Origin of the sequence: Enterobacter sp. MGH 38, assembly GCF_000492855.1 — a bacterium.
GTDB lineage: Bacteria > Pseudomonadota > Gammaproteobacteria > Enterobacterales > Enterobacteriaceae > Enterobacter > Enterobacter hormaechei_C.
Genome location: NZ_KI535607.1, coordinates 1,475,559 through 1,498,474 on the forward strand (window position 1 = coordinate 1,475,559; position 22,916 = coordinate 1,498,474).

Annotated in this window: 13 protein-coding genes and 3 rRNA genes; 13 read left to right on the forward strand and 3 right to left on the reverse strand. The window is 55.8% G+C overall.

Annotation, left to right across the window (positions count from 1 at the left end; all coding sequences use genetic code 11):
- Positions 1-33 precede the first annotated feature (33 nt).
- From hemE to L384_RS13910, 5 genes are all read left to right on the forward strand, one after another.
- On the forward strand, positions 34-1,098 hold the full coding sequence (gene hemE, locus L384_RS13930) for a uroporphyrinogen decarboxylase (protein WP_022650209.1): 1,065 nt from the start codon (positions 34-36) through the stop codon (positions 1,096-1,098).
- Between the two features lie 9 nt (positions 1,099-1,107).
- Positions 1,108-1,779, forward strand: a complete 672-nt coding sequence (nfi, locus tag L384_RS13925) for a deoxyribonuclease V (RefSeq protein ID WP_023324002.1) — start codon at positions 1,108-1,110, stop codon at positions 1,777-1,779.
- A 41-nt stretch (positions 1,780-1,820) separates the two neighbouring features.
- Positions 1,821-2,411 carry a YjaG family protein gene (locus tag L384_RS13920; protein ID WP_003862310.1) on the forward strand — a complete coding sequence of 197 codons (591 nt, stop codon included), beginning with the start codon at positions 1,821-1,823 and terminating at the stop codon, positions 2,409-2,411.
- A 186-nt stretch (positions 2,412-2,597) separates the two neighbouring features.
- Positions 2,598-2,870: a nucleoid-associated protein HU-alpha gene (hupA, locus tag L384_RS13915; protein ID WP_002445246.1), complete on the forward strand. Its 273-nt coding sequence runs from the start codon at positions 2,598-2,600 to the stop codon at positions 2,868-2,870.
- Positions 2,871-2,881: 11 nt separating this feature from the next.
- Positions 2,882-3,574, forward strand: a complete 693-nt coding sequence (locus L384_RS13910) for a DUF1481 domain-containing protein (protein ID WP_017384076.1) — start codon at positions 2,882-2,884, stop codon at positions 3,572-3,574.
- Between the two features lie 47 nt (positions 3,575-3,621).
- Here the strand turns inward: L384_RS13910 and purD are convergent, their stop codons facing one another.
- Entirely contained in the window at positions 3,622-4,914 is a 1,293-nt protein-coding gene (purD, locus tag L384_RS13905; RefSeq protein ID WP_023324003.1) for a phosphoribosylamine--glycine ligase, read from the reverse strand.
- A gap of 15 nt (positions 4,915-4,929) precedes the next feature.
- The gene (gene purH / locus L384_RS13900; RefSeq protein WP_023324004.1) at positions 4,930-6,519 is read right to left on the reverse strand and encodes a bifunctional phosphoribosylaminoimidazolecarboxamide formyltransferase/IMP cyclohydrolase; all 1,590 of its coding nucleotides are present in this window, start codon (positions 6,517-6,519) and stop codon (positions 4,930-4,932) included.
- Between the two features lie 563 nt (positions 6,520-7,082).
- Here purH and L384_RS13895 point away from each other — a divergent pair.
- The 7 genes from L384_RS13895 to aceK all read left to right on the forward strand — a co-directional run bounded on the left by L384_RS13895 (position 7,083) and on the right by aceK (position 18,077).
- Positions 7,083-8,624 (forward strand): 16S ribosomal RNA (locus L384_RS13895).
- Positions 8,625-8,823: 199 nt separating this feature from the next.
- A 23S ribosomal RNA gene (locus L384_RS13890) occupies positions 8,824-11,728 on the forward strand.
- Between the two features lie 69 nt (positions 11,729-11,797).
- Positions 11,798-11,913: ribosomal RNA gene (gene rrf / locus L384_RS13885) — 5S ribosomal RNA — on the forward strand.
- The 16S, 23S and 5S rRNA genes sit together here, the layout of an rRNA operon.
- A gap of 224 nt (positions 11,914-12,137) precedes the next feature.
- Positions 12,138-13,067, forward strand: coding sequence for a homoserine O-acetyltransferase MetA (metA, locus tag L384_RS13880; RefSeq protein WP_003860360.1), 930 nt, complete (start codon positions 12,138-12,140; stop codon positions 13,065-13,067).
- A 269-nt stretch (positions 13,068-13,336) separates the two neighbouring features.
- Entirely contained in the window at positions 13,337-14,938 is a 1,602-nt protein-coding gene (gene aceB, locus L384_RS13875) for a malate synthase A (protein WP_003860359.1), read from the forward strand.
- A gap of 31 nt (positions 14,939-14,969) precedes the next feature.
- Complete coding sequence (gene aceA, locus L384_RS13870; protein WP_003860356.1) at positions 14,970-16,274, forward strand: isocitrate lyase; 1,305 nt, start codon at positions 14,970-14,972, stop codon at positions 16,272-16,274.
- A gap of 51 nt (positions 16,275-16,325) precedes the next feature.
- Positions 16,326-18,077, forward strand: coding sequence for a bifunctional isocitrate dehydrogenase kinase/phosphatase (gene aceK, locus L384_RS13865; protein ID WP_003860354.1), 1,752 nt, complete (start codon positions 16,326-16,328; stop codon positions 18,075-18,077).
- 23 nt (positions 18,078-18,100) lie between these two features.
- Here aceK and iclR read toward each other — a convergent pair whose 3' ends face one another.
- The gene (gene iclR, locus L384_RS13860) at positions 18,101-18,928 is read right to left on the reverse strand and encodes a glyoxylate bypass operon transcriptional repressor IclR (RefSeq protein WP_003860353.1); all 828 of its coding nucleotides are present in this window, start codon (positions 18,926-18,928) and stop codon (positions 18,101-18,103) included.
- Between the two features lie 193 nt (positions 18,929-19,121).
- Here iclR and metH point away from each other — a divergent pair, with 193 nt between their 5' ends.
- Entirely contained in the window at positions 19,122-22,805 is a 3,684-nt protein-coding gene (gene metH / locus L384_RS13855) for a methionine synthase (RefSeq protein WP_023324005.1), read from the forward strand.
- The last annotated feature ends 111 nt before the right edge of the window (positions 22,806-22,916 follow it).

The following is a 22,916-nucleotide window of genomic DNA, read 5'->3' on the forward strand; positions in this document are numbered from 1 at the left end:
CACTGACGGACTGACGCAATAAGGAACTGCAAAATGACCGAACTGAAGAACGATCGTTATCTGCGTGCGCTGCTGCGCCAGCCCGTTGATGTCACCCCGGTGTGGATGATGCGCCAGGCGGGACGCTATCTGCCAGAGTACAAAGCCACGCGCGCGCAGGCGGGCGATTTTATGTCGCTGTGCAAAAACGCCGAGCTGGCCTGTGAAGTGACGCTCCAGCCGCTGCGCCGCTTCCCGCTCGATGCCGCCATTCTTTTTTCGGACATTCTCACCATTCCGGATGCGATGGGCCTTGGGCTCTATTTCGAAACCGGCGAGGGCCCGCGTTTTACCTCACCGATCAAAAGCAAAGCCGACGTTGATAAGTTGCCGATCCCCGATCCGGAAGGCGAGCTGGGCTATGTGATGAACGCCGTGCGCACCATTCGCCGCGAGCTCAAAGGCGATGTGCCGCTGATTGGCTTCTCCGGTAGTCCGTGGACGCTGGCCACCTACATGGTGGAAGGCGGCAGCAGCAAAGCCTTTACCGTCATCAAAAAGATGATGTACGCCGAGCCGCTGGCCCTGCATGCGCTGCTCGACAAGCTCGCGAAGAGCGTCACGCTCTACCTCAACGCGCAGATTAAAGCAGGTGCGCAGTCGGTGATGATTTTCGACACCTGGGGCGGCGTGCTGACCGGACGTGATTATCAGCAGTTCTCCCTGTACTACATGCACAAAATTGTCGATGGCCTGCTGCGTGAAAACGAAGGCCGTCGCGTGCCGGTGACGCTGTTTACCAAAGGCGGCGGCCAGTGGCTGGAAGCGATGGCGGCCACCGGCTGCGACGCGCTGGGCCTCGACTGGACCACCGATATTGCCGATGCGCGCCGTCGCGTGGGGGACAAAGTGGCGCTTCAGGGCAACATGGACCCGTCCATGCTCTATGCACAGCCTGCCCGTATCGAAGAGGAAGTGTCGACTATACTGTCTGGTTTCGGCCAGGGTGAAGGCCACGTCTTTAACCTCGGCCACGGCATTCATCAGGATGTGCCGCCTGAACACGCAGGCGTATTTGTGGAGGCGGTGCATCGGCTTTCTGCCCAGTATCATAAGTAAGGAGTGGTTATGGATCTCGCGTCGCTACGCGCTCAGCAAATCGAACTGGCTTCATCGGTGATCCGCGAGGATCGTCTGGATACGGACCCTCCGCGGTACATTGGCGGGGCGGACGTCGGGTTTGAGCAGGGCGGTGAAGTGACGCGAGCGGCGATGGTGGTGCTGAAATACCCGTCGCTGGAGCTGGTGGAGTACAAGGTGGCGCGTATCGCCACCACCATGCCCTATATCCCCGGCTTTCTCTCCTTCCGCGAATATCCCGCGCTGCTGGCCGCGTGGGAACAACTCTCGCAAAAACCTGACCTGCTGTTTGTTGATGGGCATGGTATCTCCCATCCGCGTCGCTTAGGCGTTGCCAGCCACTTTGGTCTGCTGGTGGACGTGCCAACCATCGGCGTGGCGAAAAAACGCCTGTGCGGCGCGTTTGAGCCGCTCTCTGCCGAACCGGGCGCGCTGGCGCCGCTTATTCATAAAGGCGAGCAGCTGGCGTGGGTCTGGCGCAGTAAAGCGCGCTGCAACCCGCTGTTTATCGCAACCGGGCATCGGATCAGCATGGATAGCGCCCTGGCGTGGGTGCAACGCTGTATGAAGGGCTACCGTTTACCGGAGCCAACCCGCTGGGCTGACGCCGTGGCCTCTTCACGTCCGGCATTCATTCGTTGGCAGGAAATTCAGCCGTGATTCAGGTAAACTGCGGCTAATTTTCGATTCGAGACATCATCATGTTACAAAACCCGATTCATCTGCGCCTTGAAAAGCTGGAAAGCTGGCAGCACGTGACGTTTATGGCTTGCCTGTGCGAGCGCATGTATCCCAACTATGCCGCGTTCTGCAAGCAGACAGCGTTTGGCGAAGGCCAGATTTATCGTCGTATCCTGGATTTAATCTGGGAGACGCTGACGGTCAAAGACGCGAAGGTGAATTTTGACTCTCAGCTCGAAAAGCTGGAAGAGGCTATTCCGGCTGCGGATGATTTCGACCTGTATGGCGTCTACCCGGCCATTGATGCCTGTGTGGCGTTGAGCGAGCTGATCCACTCCCGTCTGAGCGGTGAAACCCTGGAACATGCCATTGAAGTCAGTAAGGCATCCATTACCACCGTTGCGATGCTGGAAATGACCCAGGAAGGCCGTGAAATGACCGACGAAGAGCTGCGTGCTAACCCGGCGGTAGAACAGGAATGGGACATTCAGTGGGAGATTTTCCGCCTGCTGGCAGAGTGTGAAGAGCGTGATATTGAGCTGATCAAAGGGCTGCGCGCGGACCTGCGCGAGGCCGGCGAGAGCAATATTGGTATAATTTTTAACCAATGAGACAACAAAACGTGATTTAACGCCTGTTTTGTCGCTCCTCGACTCTTCCCTTTCGCCCCCCGTCTGGTCTACATTTGGGGGGCGAAAAAAAGTGGCTATCGGTGCGTGTATGCAGGAGAGTGCTTTTTTGGCATTTTCGTCGCACTCGATGCTTAGCAAGCGATAAACACATTGAAAGGATAACTTATGAACAAGACTCAACTGATTGATGTAATTGCGGACAAGGCTGATCTGTCTAAAGTGCAGGCTAAAGCTGCTCTGGAATCTACCCTGGCTGCTATTACTGAGTCTCTGAAAGAAGGCGATGCTGTACAACTGGTTGGTTTCGGTACCTTCAAAGTGAACCACCGCGCTGAGCGTACTGGCCGCAACCCGCAGACCGGTAAAGAAATCAAAATCGCCGCAGCTAACGTGCCGGCATTTGTTTCTGGTAAAGCACTGAAAGACGCAGTTAAGTAAGACGCGTGGCAGTGAACAGTTTTAACGAAGGGGCGGCAACGCCCCTTTTGTCATTCTGGCGTGGAACGCTCGCGCTGGCAGGCGTACTGTTGCTGTCTGCCTGTAGTCATGATTCCTCACTCCCCCCGTTTACCGCCAGCGGCTACGCTGACAACCAGGGTGCGGTCAGGATCTGGCGCAAAGATTCCAGCGATGAAGTCCATATGCTCACCGCGTTCAGCCCATGGCATAACGGCAATACCTCGACCGCAGAATACCGCTGGCAGGGCGATGCCCTGTCGCTCATTGAACTGAATATCTACAGTAAGACTCCCGAACACGTGAAGGTGCGTTTCGACGACCACGGCGAGCTGAGCTTTATGCAGCATGAGGTCAGTGGACTGAAACAGCAGCTTTCCAGCGATCAGGTCGCCCTCTACCGCTACCGTGCTGAACAACTTCGCCAGACCAGCGATGCACTGCGTCAGGGCCGCGTGGTGCTGCGTCAGGGGCGCTGGCATGCCGACGGCACGGTGACCACCTGCGAAGGGCAGACGGTGAAGCCTGAGCTTGAATCCTGGGCAACCGAACACATTCAGCGTCGTCAGCGGCATTCATCTGTGGAGGTGAGTGTGGCATGGCTGGAAGCGCCGGAAGGCTCTCAGCTGTTGCTGGTGGCGAATGAAGATTTCTGCACCTGGCAGCCGACAGAAAAGAGTTTTTGATTTAAGTCCCCTCTCCCTTGAGGGAGAGGGTTAGGGTGAGGGGGAAATTACTCTCCCTGCTCCCGCGCAATAGCACGATAACCGATATCCTGACGGCTGAAGCTGCCGTTCCAGTGAATATCCGCCATCAGCGCATAGGCGCGTTTCTGCGCTTCTGCCACGGTCTGGCCCAGCGCGGTCGCACACAGCACGCGGCCGCCGTTGGTGAGCACGCGGTCATCGTCAGCCAGCTTCGTACCGGCGTGGAACACCTTCGCGCCGTCAATCTCTTCCAGCGGCAGGCCGTGGATCTCATCTCCAGTGTTGTAGCTACCCGGATACCCACCCGCAGCAATCACCACACCTAAAGAGGCACGCTCGTCCCACTCTGACGTTTTCTCATCCAGTTTGCCTTCGCAGGCCGCAAGGCACAGATCCACCAGGTCGGATTTCATGCGCAGCATGATCGGCTGGGTTTCCGGATCGCCAAAGCGGCAGTTGAATTCGATCACCTTCGGGTTACCCTGCTTGTCGATCATCAGGCCTGCATAAAGGAAACCGGTGTAGGTATTGCCTTCCGCCGCCATCCCTTTCACGGTTGGCCAGATGATGCGGTCCATGGTGCGCTGATGCACCTCATCGGTAACAACGGGAGCAGGAGAGTAAGCGCCCATTCCCCCAGTGTTGGGGCCGGTATCGCCATTGCCCACACGCTTGTGATCCTGGCTGGTGGCCATCGGCAGAACGTGCTCGCCATCGACCATCACGATAAAGCTCGCCTCTTCGCCGTCGAGGAACTCTTCAATCACGATGCGGTGGCCCGCATCGCCAAAGGCGTTACCTGCCAGCATATCCTGAACCGCGGCTTCGGCTTCTTCGAGGGTCATCGCGACGATCACGCCTTTACCCGCGGCCAGACCGTCGGCCTTGATAACAATCGGCGCGCCCTTCTCACGTAAGTAGGCCAGAGCAGGCTCCACTTCAGTGAAATTCTGATATTCCGCCGTCGGGATGTTATGACGCGCGAGGAAATCTTTGGTGAAGGCTTTTGAGCCTTCCAGCTGTGCGGCACCCTCCGTTGGGCCAAAGATTTTCAGGCCAGCTGCGCGGAAGGCGTCTACGACGCCAATCACCAGCGGCGCTTCCGGGCCAACGATGGTCAGATCGATGTTCTCGGTCTGGGCAAAGCTCAGCAGTGCCGGGATATCGGTCACGCCGATGGCGACGTTTTGCAGCGCGGGTTCCAGCGCCGTACCGGCATTACCCGGTGCCACAAAGACGGTTTCAACCTGCGGGGACTGCGCTGCTTTCCACGCCAGGGCGTGCTCGCGCCCGCCGTTACCAATCACTAATACTTTCATTTTCTGCTCCGGGAATTAATGGCGGAAGTGGCGCATGTCGGTGAAGATCATTGCGATGCCGTGTTCGTCGGCAGCGGCAATCACTTCGTCATCACGGATTGAACCGCCAGGCTGGATCACACAGGTGATACCCACAGCAGCGGCCGCATCGATTCCGTCGCGGAACGGGAAGAAGGCATCAGAGGCCATGGCGGAGCCTTTCACTTCCAGGCCTTCGTCGCCTGCTTTGATACCGGCAATTTTTGCAGAGTAAACGCGGCTCATCTGGCCTGCGCCTATCCCGATGGTCATGTTCTCTTTGGCGTAGACGATGGCGTTGGATTTCACGAACTTAGCCACTTTCCAGCAGAACAGCGCGTCACGCAGTTCCTGCTCGGTTGGCTGACGTTTGGTGACGACACGCAGATCGGCTTCGCTCACCATCCCCAGATCGCGGTCCTGAACCAGCAGACCGCCGTTCACGCGCTTGAAGTCCAGGCCCGGCACGCGTTCCGCCCACTGACCGCAAACCAGCACGCGCACATTCTGTTTTGCCGCAGTGATTTTCAGCGCTTCTTCTGATGCGGACGGCGCGATGATCACTTCGACAAACTGGCGGGAGATGATGGCCTGCGCGGTTTCCGCATCCAGCTCGCGGTTAAAGGCGATAATGCCGCCGAACGCGGAGGTCGGGTCGGTTTTGTAGGCGCGATCGTAGGCATCCAGAATAGAAGTGCTTACCGCAACGCCGCATGGGTTGGCGTGCTTGACGATAACGCAGGCCGGCTCGCTGAATTCTTTCACGCATTCCAGCGCGGCGTCGGTGTCGGCAATGTTGTTATAGGAAAGGGCTTTGCCCTGAACCTGCTGGGCGGTCGCAACGGAGGCTTCCTTTACCTCTTCTTCTATATAGAAGGCAGCCTGCTGGTGGCTGTTCTCACCGTAACGCATATCCTGCTTCTTAATGAAGTTCAGGTTCAGGGTGCGCGGGAAGCGGCCAGAGGGATCTTTGCTTTCGCCATGGTAAGCCGGTACCAGGCTACCGAAGTAGTTGGCGATCATGCTGTCGTAGGCGGCGGTATGCTCGAAGGCTTTGATGGCGAGATCGAAACGCGTTTCAAGTGTCAGGGACCCTTCGTTGGCATCCATCTCATTAATAATGGCGTTGTAGTCGCTGCTCTTCACCACGATGGCCACATCTTTATGGTTCTTGGCTGCGGAGCGCACCATGGTCGGGCCGCCGATATCGATATTTTCAACCGCATCTTCCAGAGAGCAGCCTTCGCGGGCGACGGTCTGGGCGAACGGGTAGAGGTTAACGACAACCATGTCGATGGGGGCAATATTGTGTTGCTCCATAATACCGTCGTCCTGACCGCGACGACCCAGAATACCGCCGTGCACTTTCGGATGCAGGGTTTTGACGCGTCCATCCATCATTTCCGGGAAACCGGTGTAATCGGACACTTCGGTTACCGGCAGACCTTTCTCTGCTAACAGGCGCGCGGTGCCACCTGTAGAAAGCAGCTCCACACCGCGTGCGGAAAGTGCCTGGGCGAATTCGACGATACCGGCTTTATCAGAAACACTGAGCAGAGCGCGGCGGACTGGACGACGTTGTTGCATGGTAAATCCCCTGGATTTCACGATTACAGAGAGCGTTAGATGAATTTTCCTGTGAAAAACTCATCTAACACACCTGACGAGGCATCCTTGTGAAGCGTGAGCATTTTAACGAAAACGTTTGCGCAACGCTCGCACATTTTCACTTTTTCGTATCATTGTGGATAAGTCTGTGCGTAAAAAGGTATAAGGCGGGGTTTTGCTGGGGAATACAGCAATCAGTCATTTTTTTGCAACTTTTCTGTTGCGGTCGCTCGGGAACTCCCTATAATGCGCCTCCATCGACACGGCGGATGTGAATCACTTCACAAACAACCCGGTCGGCTGAAGAGAAAAAATCCTGAAAATCAGGGTTGACTCTGAAAGAGGAAAGCGTAATATACGCCACCTCGCGACAGAGCGCTGAAGCGCGTCGCAACTGCTCTTTAACAATTTATCAGACAATCTGTGTGGGCACTCAAAGTGACATGGATTCTTAACGTCCTCGGACGAAAAATGAATACCAAGTCTCAACGAGTGAACACGTAATTCATTACGAAGTTTAATTCATTGAGCATCAAACTTTTAAATTGAAGAGTTTGATCATGGCTCAGATTGAACGCTGGCGGCAGGCCTAACACATGCAAGTCGAACGGTAACAGGAAGCAGCTTGCTGCTTCGCTGACGAGTGGCGGACGGGTGAGTAATGTCTGGGAAACTGCCTGATGGAGGGGGATAACTACTGGAAACGGTAGCTAATACCGCATAACGTCGCAAGACCAAAGAGGGGGACCTTCGGGCCTCTTGCCATCGGATGTGCCCAGATGGGATTAGCTAGTAGGTGGGGTAACGGCTCACCTAGGCGACGATCCCTAGCTGGTCTGAGAGGATGACCAGCCACACTGGAACTGAGACACGGTCCAGACTCCTACGGGAGGCAGCAGTGGGGAATATTGCACAATGGGCGCAAGCCTGATGCAGCCATGCCGCGTGTATGAAGAAGGCCTTCGGGTTGTAAAGTACTTTCAGCGGGGAGGAAGGCGATAAGGTTAATAACCTTGTCGATTGACGTTACCCGCAGAAGAAGCACCGGCTAACTCCGTGCCAGCAGCCGCGGTAATACGGAGGGTGCAAGCGTTAATCGGAATTACTGGGCGTAAAGCGCACGCAGGCGGTCTGTCAAGTCGGGTGTGAAATCCCCGGGCTCAACCTGGGAACTGCATTCGAAACTGGCAGGCTAGAGTCTTGTAGAGGGGGGTAGAATTCCAGGTGTAGCGGTGAAATGCGTAGAGATCTGGAGGAATACCGGTGGCGAAGGCGGCCCCCTGGACAAAGACTGACGCTCAGGTGCGAAAGCGTGGGGAGCAAACAGGATTAGATACCCTGGTAGTCCACGCCGTAAACGATGTCGACTTGGAGGTTGTGCCCTTGAGGCGTGGCTTCCGGAGCTAACGCGTTAAGTCGACCGCCTGGGGAGTACGGCCGCAAGGTTAAAACTCAAATGAATTGACGGGGGCCCGCACAAGCGGTGGAGCATGTGGTTTAATTCGATGCAACGCGAAGAACCTTACCTACTCTTGACATCCAGAGAACTTAGCAGAGATGCTTTGGTGCCTTCGGGAACTCTGAGACAGGTGCTGCATGGCTGTCGTCAGCTCGTGTTGTGAAATGTTGGGTTAAGTCCCGCAACGAGCGCAACCCTTATCCTTTGTTGCCAGCGGTTAGGCCGGGAACTCAAAGGAGACTGCCAGTGATAAACTGGAGGAAGGTGGGGATGACGTCAAGTCATCATGGCCCTTACGAGTAGGGCTACACACGTGCTACAATGGCGCATACAAAGAGAAGCGACCTCGCGAGAGCAAGCGGACCTCATAAAGTGCGTCGTAGTCCGGATTGGAGTCTGCAACTCGACTCCATGAAGTCGGAATCGCTAGTAATCGTGGATCAGAATGCCACGGTGAATACGTTCCCGGGCCTTGTACACACCGCCCGTCACACCATGGGAGTGGGTTGCAAAAGAAGTAGGTAGCTTAACCTTCGGGAGGGCGCTTACCACTTTGTGATTCATGACTGGGGTGAAGTCGTAACAAGGTAACCGTAGGGGAACCTGCGGTTGGATCACCTCCTTACCTTAAAGAACCTGCCTTTGCAGTGCTCACACAGATTGTCTGATGAATGATGAACTTCTGAATGTACTTTTGAGTGCATTAAGAAGTTTTGCTCTTTAAAAATCTGGATCAAGCTGAAAATTGAAACGACACACAGCTCATGTGTGTTCGAGTCTCTCAAATTTTCGCAACCATGAAGTGAAACATCTTCGGGTTGTGAGGTTAAGCGACTAAGCGTACACGGTGGATGCCCTGGCAGTCAGAGGCGATGAAGGACGTGCTAATCTGCGAAAAGCGCCGGCGAGGTGATATGAACCCTTGACCCGGCGATGTCCGAATGGGGAAACCCAGTGTGTTTCGACACACTATCGTTAACTGAATACATAGGTTAACGAGGCGAACCGGGGGAACTGAAACATCTAAGTACCCCGAGGAAAAGAAATCAACCGAGATTCCCCCAGTAGCGGCGAGCGAACGGGGAGCAGCCCGGAGTCTGAATCAGCTTGTGTGTTAGTGGAACGGTCTGGAAAGTCCGACGGTACAGGGTGATAGTCCCGTACACGAAAGCACACTTGCTGTGAACTCGAAGAGTAGGGCGGGACACGTGGTATCCTGTCTGAATATGGGGGGACCATCCTCCAAGGCTAAATACTCCTGACTGACCGATAGTGAACCAGTACCGTGAGGGAAAGGCGAAAAGAACCCCGGCGAGGGGAGTGAAAAAGAACCTGAAACCGTGTACGTACAAGCAGTGGGAGCCTCTTTATGGGGTGACTGCGTACCTTTTGTATAATGGGTCAGCGACTTATATTCTGTAGCAAGGTTAACCGTATAGGGGAGCCGAAGGGAAACCGAGTCTTAACTGGGCGTTAAGTTGCAGGGTATAGACCCGAAACCCGGTGATCTAGCCATGGGCAGGTTGAAGGTTGGGTAACACTAACTGGAGGACCGAACCGACTAATGTTGAAAAATTAGCGGATGACCTGTGGCTGGGGGTGAAAGGCCAATCAAACCGGGAGATAGCTGGTTCTCCCCGAAAGCTATTTAGGTAGCGCCTCGTGAACTCATCTTCGGGGGTAGAGCACTGTTTCGGCTAGGGGGCCATCCCGGCTTACCAACCCGATGCAAACTACGAATACCGAAGAATGTTATCACGGGAGACACACGGCGGGTGCTAACGTCCGTCGTGAAGAGGGAAACAACCCAGACCGCCAGCTAAGGTCCCAAAGTCATGGTTAAGTGGGAAACGATGTGGGAAGGCACAGACAGCCAGGATGTTGGCTTAGAAGCAGCCATCATTTAAAGAAAGCGTAATAGCTCACTGGTCGAGTCGGCCTGCGCGGAAGATGTAACGGGGCTAAACCATGCACCGAAGCTGCGGCAGCGACACTATGTGTTGTTGGGTAGGGGAGCGTTCTGTAAGCCGTTGAAGGTGTGCTGTGAGGCATGCTGGAGGTATCAGAAGTGCGAATGCTGACATAAGTAACGATAAAGCGGGTGAAAAGCCCGCTCGCCGGAAGACCAAGGGTTCCTGTCCAACGTTAATCGGGGCAGGGTGAGTCGACCCCTAAGGCGAGGCCGAAAGGCGTAGTCGATGGGAAACAGGTTAATATTCCTGTACTTGGTGTTACTGCGAAGGGGGGACGGAGAAGGCTATGTCAGCCGGGCGACGGTTGTCCCGGTTTAAGCATGTAGGCGGAGGTTCCAGGTAAATCCGGTACCTTGTTAACGCTGAGGTGTGATGACGAGGCACTACGGTGCTGAAGTGATAAATGCCCTGCTTCCAGGAAAAGCCTCTAAGCATCAGGTAACACGAAATCGTACCCCAAACCGACACAGGTGGTCAGGTAGAGAATACCAAGGCGCTTGAGAGAACTCGGGTGAAGGAACTAGGCAAAATGGTGCCGTAACTTCGGGAGAAGGCACGCTGATAGGTAGGTGAAGCCCCTGCGGGCGGAGCTGAAATCAGTCGAAGATACCAGCTGGCTGCAACTGTTTATTAAAAACACAGCACTGTGCAAACACGAAAGTGGACGTATACGGTGTGACGCCTGCCCGGTGCCGGAAGGTTAATTGATGGGGTTAGCGGCAACGCGAAGCTCTTGATCGAAGCCCCGGTAAACGGCGGCCGTAACTATAACGGTCCTAAGGTAGCGAAATTCCTTGTCGGGTAAGTTCCGACCTGCACGAATGGCGTAATGATGGCCAGGCTGTCTCCACCCGAGACTCAGTGAAATTGAACTCGCTGTGAAGATGCAGTGTACCCGCGGCAAGACGGAAAGACCCCGTGAACCTTTACTATAGCTTGACACTGAACACTGGTCCTTGATGTGTAGGATAGGTGGGAGGCTTTGAAGCGTGGACGCCAGTCTGCGTGGAGCCGTCCTTGAAATACCACCCTTTAATGGCTGGTGTTCTAACGTAGACCCGTGATCCGGGTTGCGGACAGTGTCTGGTGGGTAGTTTGACTGGGGCGGTCTCCTCCCAAAGAGTAACGGAGGAGCACGAAGGTTGGCTAATCCTGGTCGGACATCAGGAGGTTAGTGCAATGGCATAAGCCAGCTTGACTGCGAGCGTGACGGCGCGAGCAGGTGCGAAAGCAGGTCATAGTGATCCGGTGGTTCTGAATGGAAGGGCCATCGCTCAACGGATAAAAGGTACTCCGGGGATAACAGGCTGATACCGCCCAAGAGTTCATATCGACGGCGGTGTTTGGCACCTCGATGTCGGCTCATCACATCCTGGGGCTGAAGTAGGTCCCAAGGGTATGGCTGTTCGCCATTTAAAGTGGTACGCGAGCTGGGTTTAGAACGTCGTGAGACAGTTCGGTCCCTATCTGCCGTGGGCGCTGGAGAATTGAGGGGGGCTGCTCCTAGTACGAGAGGACCGGAGTGGACGCATCACTGGTGTTCGGGTTGTCATGCCAATGGCACTGCCCGGTAGCTAAATGCGGAAGAGATAAGTGCTGAAAGCATCTAAGCACGAAACTTGCCCCGAGATGAGTTCTCCCTGAGACTTTAAGTCTCCTGAAGGAACGTTGAAGACGACGACGTTGATAGGTCGGGTGTGTAAGCGCAGCGATGCGTTGAGCTAACCGATACTAATGAACCGTGAGGCTTAACCTTACAACGCCGAAGGTGTTTTGGCGAAGAGACAGACACGATTTTCAGCCTGATACAGATTAACAGAATTTGCCTGGCGGCTTTAGCGCGGTGGTCCCACCTGACCCCATGCCGAACTCAGAAGTGAAACGCCGTAGCGCCGATGGTAGTGTGGGGTCTCCCCATGTGAGAGTAGGGAACTGCCAGGCATCAAACAAGAAGAACCCCGTACCGTAAGGTGCGGGGTTTTTTGCTTTTGTTTTTCTCCCTCTCCCTGTGGGAGAGGGCCGGGGTGAGGGCACCAAACCGCACCATCCCCTCCTTGAAACTTTCTCACCTTACGCTTGCAGGCTCGACATTAACCCCGTTTCTGGGTATCGTTAGCTGTCTGGATGTCTAAACGTTTATACGTATGCTGTGAGGATTTAAGGTTATGCCGATTCGGGTGCAGGACGAGCTACCAGCCGTCAATTTCTTGCGTGAAGAGAATGTCTTCGTAATGACAACTTCGCGTGCTTCTGGTCAGGAAATTCGCCCGCTGAAGGTGCTGATCCTTAATTTGATGCCAAAGAAGATCGAAACAGAGAACCAGTTCTTGCGTTTGCTCTCCAACTCTCCGCTTCAGGTTGATATCCAGTTGCTGCGCATTGACGCGCGTGAGTCACGCAACACGCCTGCTGAGCATCTGAATAACTTCTACTGTAATTTTGAAGATATTCGCGATGAGAACTTCGATGGATTGATCGTCACCGGCGCACCGCTGGGTCTGGTGGAATTTAATGACGTTGCCTACTGGCCACAGATCAGGCAGGTGCTGGAGTGGGCAAAAGATCACGTCACGTCCACCTTGTTTGTCTGTTGGGCGGTACAGGCCGCATTGAATATCCTGTATGGTATTCCCAAGCAAACCCGCAGCGACAAACTTTCTGGCGTATACGAACACCACATCCTTCACCCGCATGCGCTGCTGACGCGTGGTTTCGATGACACTTTCCTGGCCCCGCATTCTCGCTACGCCGATTTTCCGGCACAGCTGATCCGAGATTACACCGACCTGGAAATCCTGGCCGAAACGGAAGACGGCGATGCCTACCTGTTCGCCAGTAAAGACAAACGCATCGCGTTCGTTACCGGCCATCCTGAGTACGATCCGCATACCCTCGCGGCAGAGTATTTTCGTGACGTTGAAGCGGGTCTGAATCCGGATGTCCCGTACAACTATTTCCCGAAAAACGATCCACAAAACACGCCTCGGGCAACCTGGCGTAGTCATGGAAATTTGCTGTTTACCAACTGGCTCAACTATTACGTCTACCAGATTACGCCGTACGATCTTCGCCACATGAATCCGACGCTGGAGTAATCGTCTGCATTAAACGATCCTAAAGCGTTTCAGCTATTCAGATCAGGCACCTTCGGGTGCCTTTTTTATTTCCGAAATCCTGTTCAACATACCAGGAAACTTTAACTCTATAGTAATCATGAAGTTGCGTTGCAATTAAAATTAAAATGGAAATTGTTTTTGATTTTGGAAAAATTATAGATAGTCTTAATTCTGCTGAGCGAAAACTACACAACGATCTTTCGCTCGCGTCGGGGGCGTGATTTGGATCTTTGATGAGGAGCAGAACGATGACTCAACAGGCAACAACGGTCGATGAACTGACCTTTACCCAGCCGAATGGTGAGCAAGAACAGCAAGTTTTGACGGCAGAAGCGGTAGAGTTTCTGACTGAACTGGTGACTCGCTTTACGCCACAGCGTAATAAACTGCTGGCGGCGCGCATTCACCAACAGCAGGGGATCGATAACGGCAAGTTGCCAGGATTTATTTCGGAAACTGCTTCCATTCGTCATGGTGATTGGAAAATCCGCGGAATCCCTGAAGATTTACAGGATCGTCGTGTGGAGATCACCGGCCCGGTAGAGCGCAAAATGGTGATCAACGCCATGAATGCCAACGTCAAAGTCTTTATGGCCGATTTTGAAGACTCGCTGGCACCGGACTGGCAGAAAGTTATCGACGGGCAGATCAACCTGCGCGACGCCGTCAATGGCACCATCAGCTATACCAACGAAGCCGGTAAAATTTACCAGCTCAAACCGAATCCGGCGGTGCTGATCTGTCGCGTACGCGGTCTGCATTTGCCAGAAAAGCACGTCACCTGGCGCGGAGAAGCGATTCCGGGCAGCCTGTTCGACTTTGCGCTGTACTTCTTCCACAACCATAAAAACCTGCTGGCGAAAGGCAGCGGCCCCTATTTCTATCTGCCGAAAACCCAGTCCTGGCAGGAAGCGGCGTGGTGGAGTGAAGTTTTCAGCTACGCAGAAGACCGCTTCAGCCTGCCGCGCGGCACCATTAAAGCCACGCTGCTGATTGAAACCCTGCCTGCCGTATTCCAGATGCATGAGATCCTCCATGCGCTGCGTGACCATATTGTGGGCCTGAACTGCGGCCGCTGGGATTACATCTTCAGCTACATCAAAACGCTGAAAAACCATGCCGACCGGGTATTGCCGGATCGTCAGGTTGTGACTATGGATAAACCGTTCCTCAGCGCCTACTCGCGCCTGCTGATTAAGACCTGTCACAAACGCGGCGCCTTTGCGATGGGCGGCATGGCGGCCTTTATCCCGAGCAAAGATGCTGAGCGTAACAACCATGTGCTCAACAAGGTGAAAGCCGATAAAGAGCTGGAAGCCCGTAATGGCCACGACGGGACGTGGATTGCCCATCCCGGTCTGGCCGATACGGCGATGGAAGTCTTTAACCGCGTACTCGGCGACAACAAAAACCAGCTGTTTGTCACCCGTGAAGATGATGCGCCCATCGCAGAAGAACAGTTGCTCGCGCCGTGTGCGGGCGAGCGTACGGAAGAGGGCATGCGCGCCAATATTCGCGTCGCCGTGCAGTACATCGAGGCATGGATCTCCGGCAACGGCTGCGTGCCGATTTACGGCCTGATGGAAGATGCCGCCACGGCGGAAATTTCACGTACCTCCATCTGGCAGTGGATCCACCATCAAAAAACGCTCAGCAACGGCAAACCGGTAACCAAAGCCCTGTTCCGTCAGATGCTGGCCGAAGAGATGCGGGTCATCCAGGACGAACTGGGCGAGCACCGCTTCAGCAGTGGGCGTTTTGACGATGCTGCACGTCTGATGGAGCAAATCACCACCTCTGATGACTTAATCGACTTCCTGACCCTGCCGGGCTACCGCTTCCTGGCGTAATTCACCACATAACAATATGGAGCATCTGCACATGAAAACCCGTACCCAACAGATCGAAGAGTTACAAAAAGAGTGGACCCAACCGCGCTGGGAAGGCATTCGCCGCCCGTACAGCGCAGAGGAAGTGGTGAAGTTACGCGGCTCGGTTAACCCGGAATGTACGCTGGCGCAGAACGGCGCGGCAAAAATGTGGGATCTGCTGCACGGGGGAGCTAAAAAAGGCTATATCAACAGCCTCGGCGCACTGACTGGCGGTCAGGCATTGCAGCAGGCGAAGGCCGGCATTGAAGCTATCTATCTTTCCGGCTGGCAGGTCGCGGCGGATGCTAACCTTGCCTCCAGCATGTATCCGGATCAATCTCTTTATCCGGCGAACTCGGTGCCGTCAGTGGTGGATCGGATCAACAATACCTTCCGCCGTGCGGATCAGATCCAGTGGGCCGCGGGTATCGAACCCCACGATCCGCGTTTTATAGACTATTTCCTGCCGATCGTCGCCGATGCGGAAGCCGGTTTCGGCGGCGTGCTGAACGCCTTTGAGCTGATGAAATCCATGATTGAGGCCGGTGCAGCGGCCGTTCACTTTGAAGATCAGCTGGCGTCGGTCAAGAAGTGCGGGCATATGGGCGGGAAAGTGCTGGTACCAACCCAGGAAGCGATCCAAAAGCTGGTTGCCGCGCGTCTGGCTGCTGACGTGCTCGGCGTGCCGACGCTGGTGATTGCCCGTACCGATGCTGATGCGGCGGACCTGATCACCTCTGACTGCGATCCGTACGACAGCGAATTTATTACCGGCGAGCGCACCAGCGAGGGGTTCTATCGCACGCATGCCGGTATCGAACAGGCCATCAGCCGCGGTCTGGCCTATGCCCCTTACGCTGACCTGGTCTGGTGTGAAACCTCCACGCCGGATCTGGCGCTGGCGAAGCGTTTTGCCGATGCGATTCATGCGAAGTATCCGGGCAAGCTGCTGGCCTATAACTGTTCGCCGTCCTTCAACTGGCAAAAGAATCTGGACGATACCACCATCGCCAGCTTCCAGCAGCAGCTGTCGGATATGGGCTACAAGTACCAGTTCATCACCCTGGCGGGTATCCACAGCATGTGGTTCAACATGTTCGACCTGGCGCACGCCTACGCGCAGGGCGAAGGCATGAAGCACTATGTTGAGAAGGTGCAGCAGCCAGAATTTGCGGCAGGCAAAGAGGGATATACCTTCGTTTCGCACCAGCAGGAAGTGGGAACCGGCTACTTCGATAATGTGACCACGATTATTCAGGGCGGGGCCTCCTCCGTCACGGCATTAACGGGCTCAACGGAAGAAGCACAGTTCTAATCTTTTCCCCCTCTCCCCCCTCGGGGAGAGGGTTGGGGTGAGGGGGAATATATGTCGCGTGGTCTGGAATTACTGATTGCCCAAACTATTTTGCAGGGCTTCGATGCCCAATATGGCCGCTTTCTGGAAGTCACCTCCGGCGCGCAACAGCGTTTTGAGCACGCCGACTGGCATGCGGTTCAGCAGGCCATGAAGCAGCGTATCCATCTTTATGATCACCATGTAGGTCTGGTGGTGGAGCAACTGCGCTGTATCACCGACGGTAAAAGCCCGGATGCGGATTTTTTACTGCGCGTGAAAGAGCATTACACCCATCTGTTACCCGACTACCCGCGCTTCGAGATTGCGGAGAGCTTTTTCAACTCCGTCTATTGCCGGTTATTTGACCACCGCTCATTATCTCCTGAGCGGTTATTTATCTTCAGCTCCCAGCCGGAGCGCCGCTTCCGTACCATTCCGCGTCCGTTGGCGAAAGATTTCTTTCCCGATCGCGGCTGGGAAAAGCTTTTGCACCGCGTCTTAACGGATTTGCCGCTGCGCCTGCCGTGGGAGAATAAACCCCGGGATATCGGCTATATCCATGCGTATCTCAATGAAACCTTCGGCGAGGAGGTGCTCAGCCGCAGCCATTTGCAGGTTGCCAACGAGCTTTTCTACCGGAATAAGGCCGCCTGGCTGGTGGGCAAACTGGTTACGCCGACAGCCATCGTGCCGTTTCTGCTGCCCATTCACCGTACCGACGACGGCCAACTGTTTGTCGATACCTGCCTGACTACCAGCGCTGAGGCCAGTATCGTATTTGGCTTCGCCCGTTCCTATTTCATGGTCTATGCCCCACTGCCTGCCGCCCTGGTGGAGTGGCTGCGCGAGATCCTGCCGGGCAAAACCACCGCCGAGCTGTACATGGCGATTGGCTGTCAGAAGCATGCCAAAACGGAAAGTTATCGGGAATACCTGCGTTATGTCACCACGGCTGATGAGCAGTTTATCGAAGCGCCGGGGATCCGCGGCATGGTGATGCTGGTTTTCACACTGCCGGGCTTCGACCGCGTGTTTAAGGTGATTAAGGATAAATTCGCCCCGCAGAAGGAGATGAGCGCCGCGCACGTTCGCGCCTGCTATCAGCTGGTTAAAGAGCACGATCGTGTCGGGCGAATGGCCGATACCCAGGAGTTTGAAAACTTTGTGCTGGATAAGCAGCAGATCGATCCGTCGCTGATGTCGCTGCTAATGCAGGAAGCGCCGACGAAAATTACCGATCTTGGCGATAAGATTGCGATTAGCCATCTCTATATCGAACGCCGGATGGTGCCGTTAAATATCTGGCTGGAGCAGTCCGAAGGCCAGGCTTTACGAGACGCCATTGAAGAGTACGGCAATGCGATTCGCCAGCTCGCCGCCGCCAATATTTTCCCCGGCGACATGCTGTTTAAAAACTTCGGCGTCACCCGTCACGGGCGGGTGGTGTTCTACGATTACGATGAAATTTGCTACATGACCGAGGTGAACTTCCGCGATATCCCGGCGCCGCGCTACCCGGAAGATGAACTGTCCAGCGAGCCGTGGTACAGCGTATCGCCGGGCGATGTGTTTCCGGAGGAGTTTCGCCACTGGCTGTGTGCCGACCCGCGCATCGGGCCGTTATTTGAAGAGATGCATGCCGATCTGTTCCGCGCCAGCTACTGGCGCGGGCTGCAAACGCGGATCAAAAACGGACACGTGGAAGATGTCTACGCTTACCGCCGCAAGCAGCGGTTTTGCATCCGCTTTTCTCCCTCTCCCTGTGGGAGAGGGCCGGAGTGAGGGCATCAGGCGGCAATGCACGTTTAACGAATCCCACCATACGCCAGCGTCACCTCTTTCGCGGCCTTAATCACCATCGCGCCCAGCTCGGTGACGCGGTCGTCGGTCATGCGTGAAATCGGCCCGGAGATGGAGATGGCGGCAAACGGCTCGCGGTGCTCGTCAAAAATGCAGGACGCGAGGCAGCGCAGCCCGAGGGCATGTTCTTCGTCATCAAACGAATAGCCGCGCTTGCGGGTCAGAGCCAGATCTTCTTTCAGATGCACGGGCGACACCAGCGTGGCGTGGGTATAGGCGTGCAGCCCTTTACGGTGCAGCAGCCCCGTTACCTGCTCTTCGCTCAGCTGCGAGAGAAACGCTTTCCCTGCGCCAGAGGCGTGCATCGGCAGCTTGCCGCCAATCGGTGCGGACATGCGCATCAGCTGCGTACACTGCACCTGGTCGATAATAATCGCCTGGTGATCGCTCTGATCCAGTACGGCCAGGTTTACCGTCTCGCCGGACTCCTCCATCAGCTTGCGCAGAATCGGGTGGACAATCGCCAGCAGGTTGCGGCTTTGCAGGAAGCTGCTGCCGACAATAAACGCATGCGCCCCCACCGCCCAGTGTCCCAGCTCGCCCACCTGACGCACGAATCCCAGCTGCTGCATGGTGGTCAGCAGACGGTGCGTGGTGGAGTTCGGCAGGCCAGCCTGCTGCGCCAGCTCCGTCAGGGCCACGCTGCCGTGCGATTCGGCTATCCATTCCAGCAGCTTCAGGCCGCGCGTCAGGGATTGAACCTGTCCGCCAGGTTGTGCAGCGGTGGTTGCAGCAGGTTTTCTGCCGCGTTTAGCGGGAACGGTCGTAACCATCACGAACTCCTTTTTCTGTATCGTGGAAATCATTTTCGTTTTATTTGGTGGTTTTGCAACCGCTTTCCTGACTGATCGGAGGAGTGATAGTGAACATGTCTCATGTTACCGCTGTGTGACTTTTCGACCCTGCGAGATTATGCCAGTATGGAACGCAGCCTTTTGGCCATGTTGAGCGTTGTCGGGAGCAAGTGTGAGCAGCAAAGTAGAGCAACTGCGTGCGCAGTTAAATGAACGAATTCTGGTGCTGGACGGCGGCATGGGCACCATGATCCAGGGCTATCGTCTGTGTGAAGACGATTTCCGCGGAGAGCGCTTTGCCGACTGGCCTTGTGACCTGAAAGGGAACAATGACCTGCTGGTGTTGAGTAAACCGTCAGTCATCAGAGATATCCACAACGCTTACTTCGAAGCGGGTGCGGATATTGTAGAAACCAACACCTTCAACTCGACAACCATCGCCATGGCGGATTACCAGATGGAGTCCCTGTCGGCGGAGATCAACTTTGAAGCGGCGAAGCTGGCGCGCGCCTGCGCCGACGAATGGACGGCCCGTACGCCGGACAAGCCGCGCTACGTAGCCGGGGTGCTGGGCCCGACCAACCGCACCGCGTCGATTTCTCCGGACGTGAACGACCCGGCGTTTCGGAACATCACGTTTGACCAGCTGGTGGCCGCGTATCGGGAGTCCACTAAAGCGCTGGTGGAAGGCGGCTCCGACCTGATCCTGATTGAAACCGTATTCGACACCCTCAACGCCAAAGCGGCAATTTACGCGGTAAAAGAGGAGTTCGAGTCGCTGGGCGTCGACCTGCCGATCATGATTTCCGGTACCATCACCGATGCCTCGGGGCGCACGCTTTCCGGCCAGACAACCGAAGCGTTTTATAACTCTCTGCGCCATGCCGAAGCGCTCTCCTTCGGCCTGAACTGCGCGCTGGGGCCGGACGAGCTGCGCCAGTACGTGCAGGAGCTTTCCCGTATCGCGGAATGCTACGTCACCGCCCACCCGAACGCCGGTCTGCCGAACGCGTTTGGTGAGTACGATCTGGATGCCGACACCATGGCGGCGCAAATCCGCGAGTGGGCCGAATCTGGCTTCCTCAACATCGTCGGCGGCTGCTGCGGCACCACGCCTGAGCATATCGCCGCCATGAGCCGCGCCGTCGCCGGGCTTCCACCGCGCAAGCTACCCGAGCTTCCGGTAGCCTGTCGTCTGTCCGGCCTGGAGCCGTTGACCATCGGCGACGACAGCCTGTTTGTGAACGTGGGTGAACGTACTAACGTTACCGGCTCCGCGAAGTTCAAGCGTCTGATCAAAGAAGAGAAGTACAGCGAAGCGCTGGACGTTGCCCGCCAGCAGGTGGAAAGCGGCGCGCAAATTATCGATATCAACATGGACGAGGGGATGCTCGACGCCGAAGCGGCGATGGTGCGTTTCCTCAACCTGATTGCCGGTGAGCCGGATATCGCCCGCGTGCCGATCATGATTGACTCTTCTAAATGGGACGTCATCGAAAAAGGGCTGAAGTGCATTCAGGGCAAAGGCATCGTTAACTCCATCTCGATGAAAGAGGGGGTCGATACCTTTATCCACCACGCGAAGCTGGTGCGTCGCTACGGGGCCGCCGTGGTGGTGATGGCCTTCGATGAAGTGGGTCAGGCCGATACCCGCGAGCGCAAGATTGAGATTTGCCGCCGCGCGTACAAAATTTTGACCGAAGAGGTGGGCTTCCCGCCGGAAGACATCATCTTCGACCCGAACATCTTCGCCGTCGCGACCGGCATCGAAGAGCACAACAACTACGCCCAGGACTTCATCGGCGCGTGTGAAGACATTAAACGCGAACTGCCGCATGCGCTGATCTCCGGCGGCGTGTCAAACGTCTCGTTCTCGTTCCGCGGCAACGACCCGGTTCGTGAGGCGATCCACGCCGTGTTCCTCTACTATGCCATCCGCAACGGGATGGACATGGGGATCGTCAACGCCGGCCAGCTGGCAATTTACGACGATCTGCCAGCCGAGCTGCGCGACGCCGTAGAAGACGTGATCCTCAATCGTCGTGACGACGCCACCGAACGCATGCTGGATCTGGCGGAAAAATACCGCGGCAGTAAATCTGACGAATCAGCCAACGTTCAACAGGCCGAATGGCGCTCCTGGGATGTGAATAAGCGTCTGGAATACTCGCTGGTAAAAGGCATTACCGAGTTTATCGAGCAGGATACTGAGGAAGCGCGTCAGCAGGCCGCCCGTCCGATTGAAGTGATCGAAGGGCCGCTGATGGACGGCATGAACGTGGTCGGCGATCTGTTTGGCGAGGGCAAAATGTTCCTGCCGCAGGTGGTGAAATCCGCCCGCGTCATGAAACAGGCGGTGGCGTATCTGGAACCCTTTATCGAAGCCAGCAAAGAGAAGGGCTCCAGTAACGGTAAAATGGTCATCGCCACCGTGAAGGGCGACGTACACGACATCGGCAAAAACATCGTTGGCGTGGTGTTGCAGTGTAATAACTACGAAATTATCGATCTTGGCGTGATGGTCCCGGCGGATAAAATCCTCAGGACCGCGCGCGAAGTGAATGCGGATTTGATTGGTCTTTCCGGGCTGATTACGCCGTCGCTGGACGAAATGGTCAACGTGGCAAAAGAGATGGAGCGCCAGGGCTTCACCATTCCACTGCTGATTGGCGGGGCAACCACCTCGAAAGCCCACACGGCGGTGAAAATCGAGCAGAACTACAGCGGGCCGACGGTGTATGTCCAAAACGCCTCGCGCACCGTGGGCGTGGTCTCCGCGCTGCTGTCCGACACCCAGCGCGATGACTTTGTCGCCCGCACCCGCAAAGAGTATGAAACCGTCCGCATTCAGCATGGACGTAAGAAACCGCGCACGCCGCCGGTTTCGCTTCAGGCGGCGCGCGAAAACGATCTGGCGTTCGACTGGTCCAGCTATACGCCGCCGGTCGCACACCGTCTGGGCGTGCAGGACGTGACGGCCAGCATCGAAACGCTGCGTAACTACATCGACTGGACGCCGTTCTTCATGACCTGGTCGCTGGCGGGCAAATATCCGCGCATTCTTGAAGATGAGGTGGTGGGCGAAGAGGCGAAGCGCCTGTTTAAAGATGCTAACGACATGCTCGACAGGCTGAGCGCAGAGAAAGCCCTCAACCCGCGCGGCGTGGTGGGGCTGTTCCCGGCGAACCGCGTGGGCGACGACGTGGAAATCTACCGCGATGAAACCCGCACCCATGTGCTGGCCGTGAGCCACCATCTGCGCCAGCAAACCGAGAAAGTGGGCTTTGCCAACTACTGCCTGGCGGATTTCGTCGCACCGAAACTCTCCGGTAAAGCCGACTATATCGGCGCCTTTGCCGTAACCGGCGGTCTGGAAGAAGACGCGCTGGCGGATGCGTACGACGCGCAGCACGATGATTACAACAAAATCATGGTGAAAGCGATTGCCGATCGCCTGGCGGAAGCCTTTGCCGAGTATCTGCACGAGCGCGTACGTAAGGTGCACTGGGGCTACGCGGCGAATGAGAACCTCAGCAACGAGGAGCTGATCCGCGAAAACTACCAGGGCATTCGTCCGGCACCGGGGTATCCGGCGTGTCCGGAACATACCGAGAAGGGCACTATCTGGAAACTGCTGGACGTAGAAGCGCATACGGGCATGAAGCTCACCGAGTCATTTGCCATGTGGCCGGGCGCGTCCGTTTCCGGCTGGTACTTCAGCCATCCGGACAGCAAGTACTTCGCCGTGGCACAGCTTCAGCGCGATCAGATTGAGGATTACGCTCTGCGTAAAGGCATGAGCGTGTCAGAGGTGGAACGCTGGCTGGCGCCGAATTTAGGCTACGACGCAGACTAACGTCACTTTTCCTTACAACAAACAGGGCACCGCTATGGTGCCTTGTCTCTTTCTTACGTTTAAACCCTTATACTGAACCTCAGGAAAACGAATAACGATAAGGAGGAATGC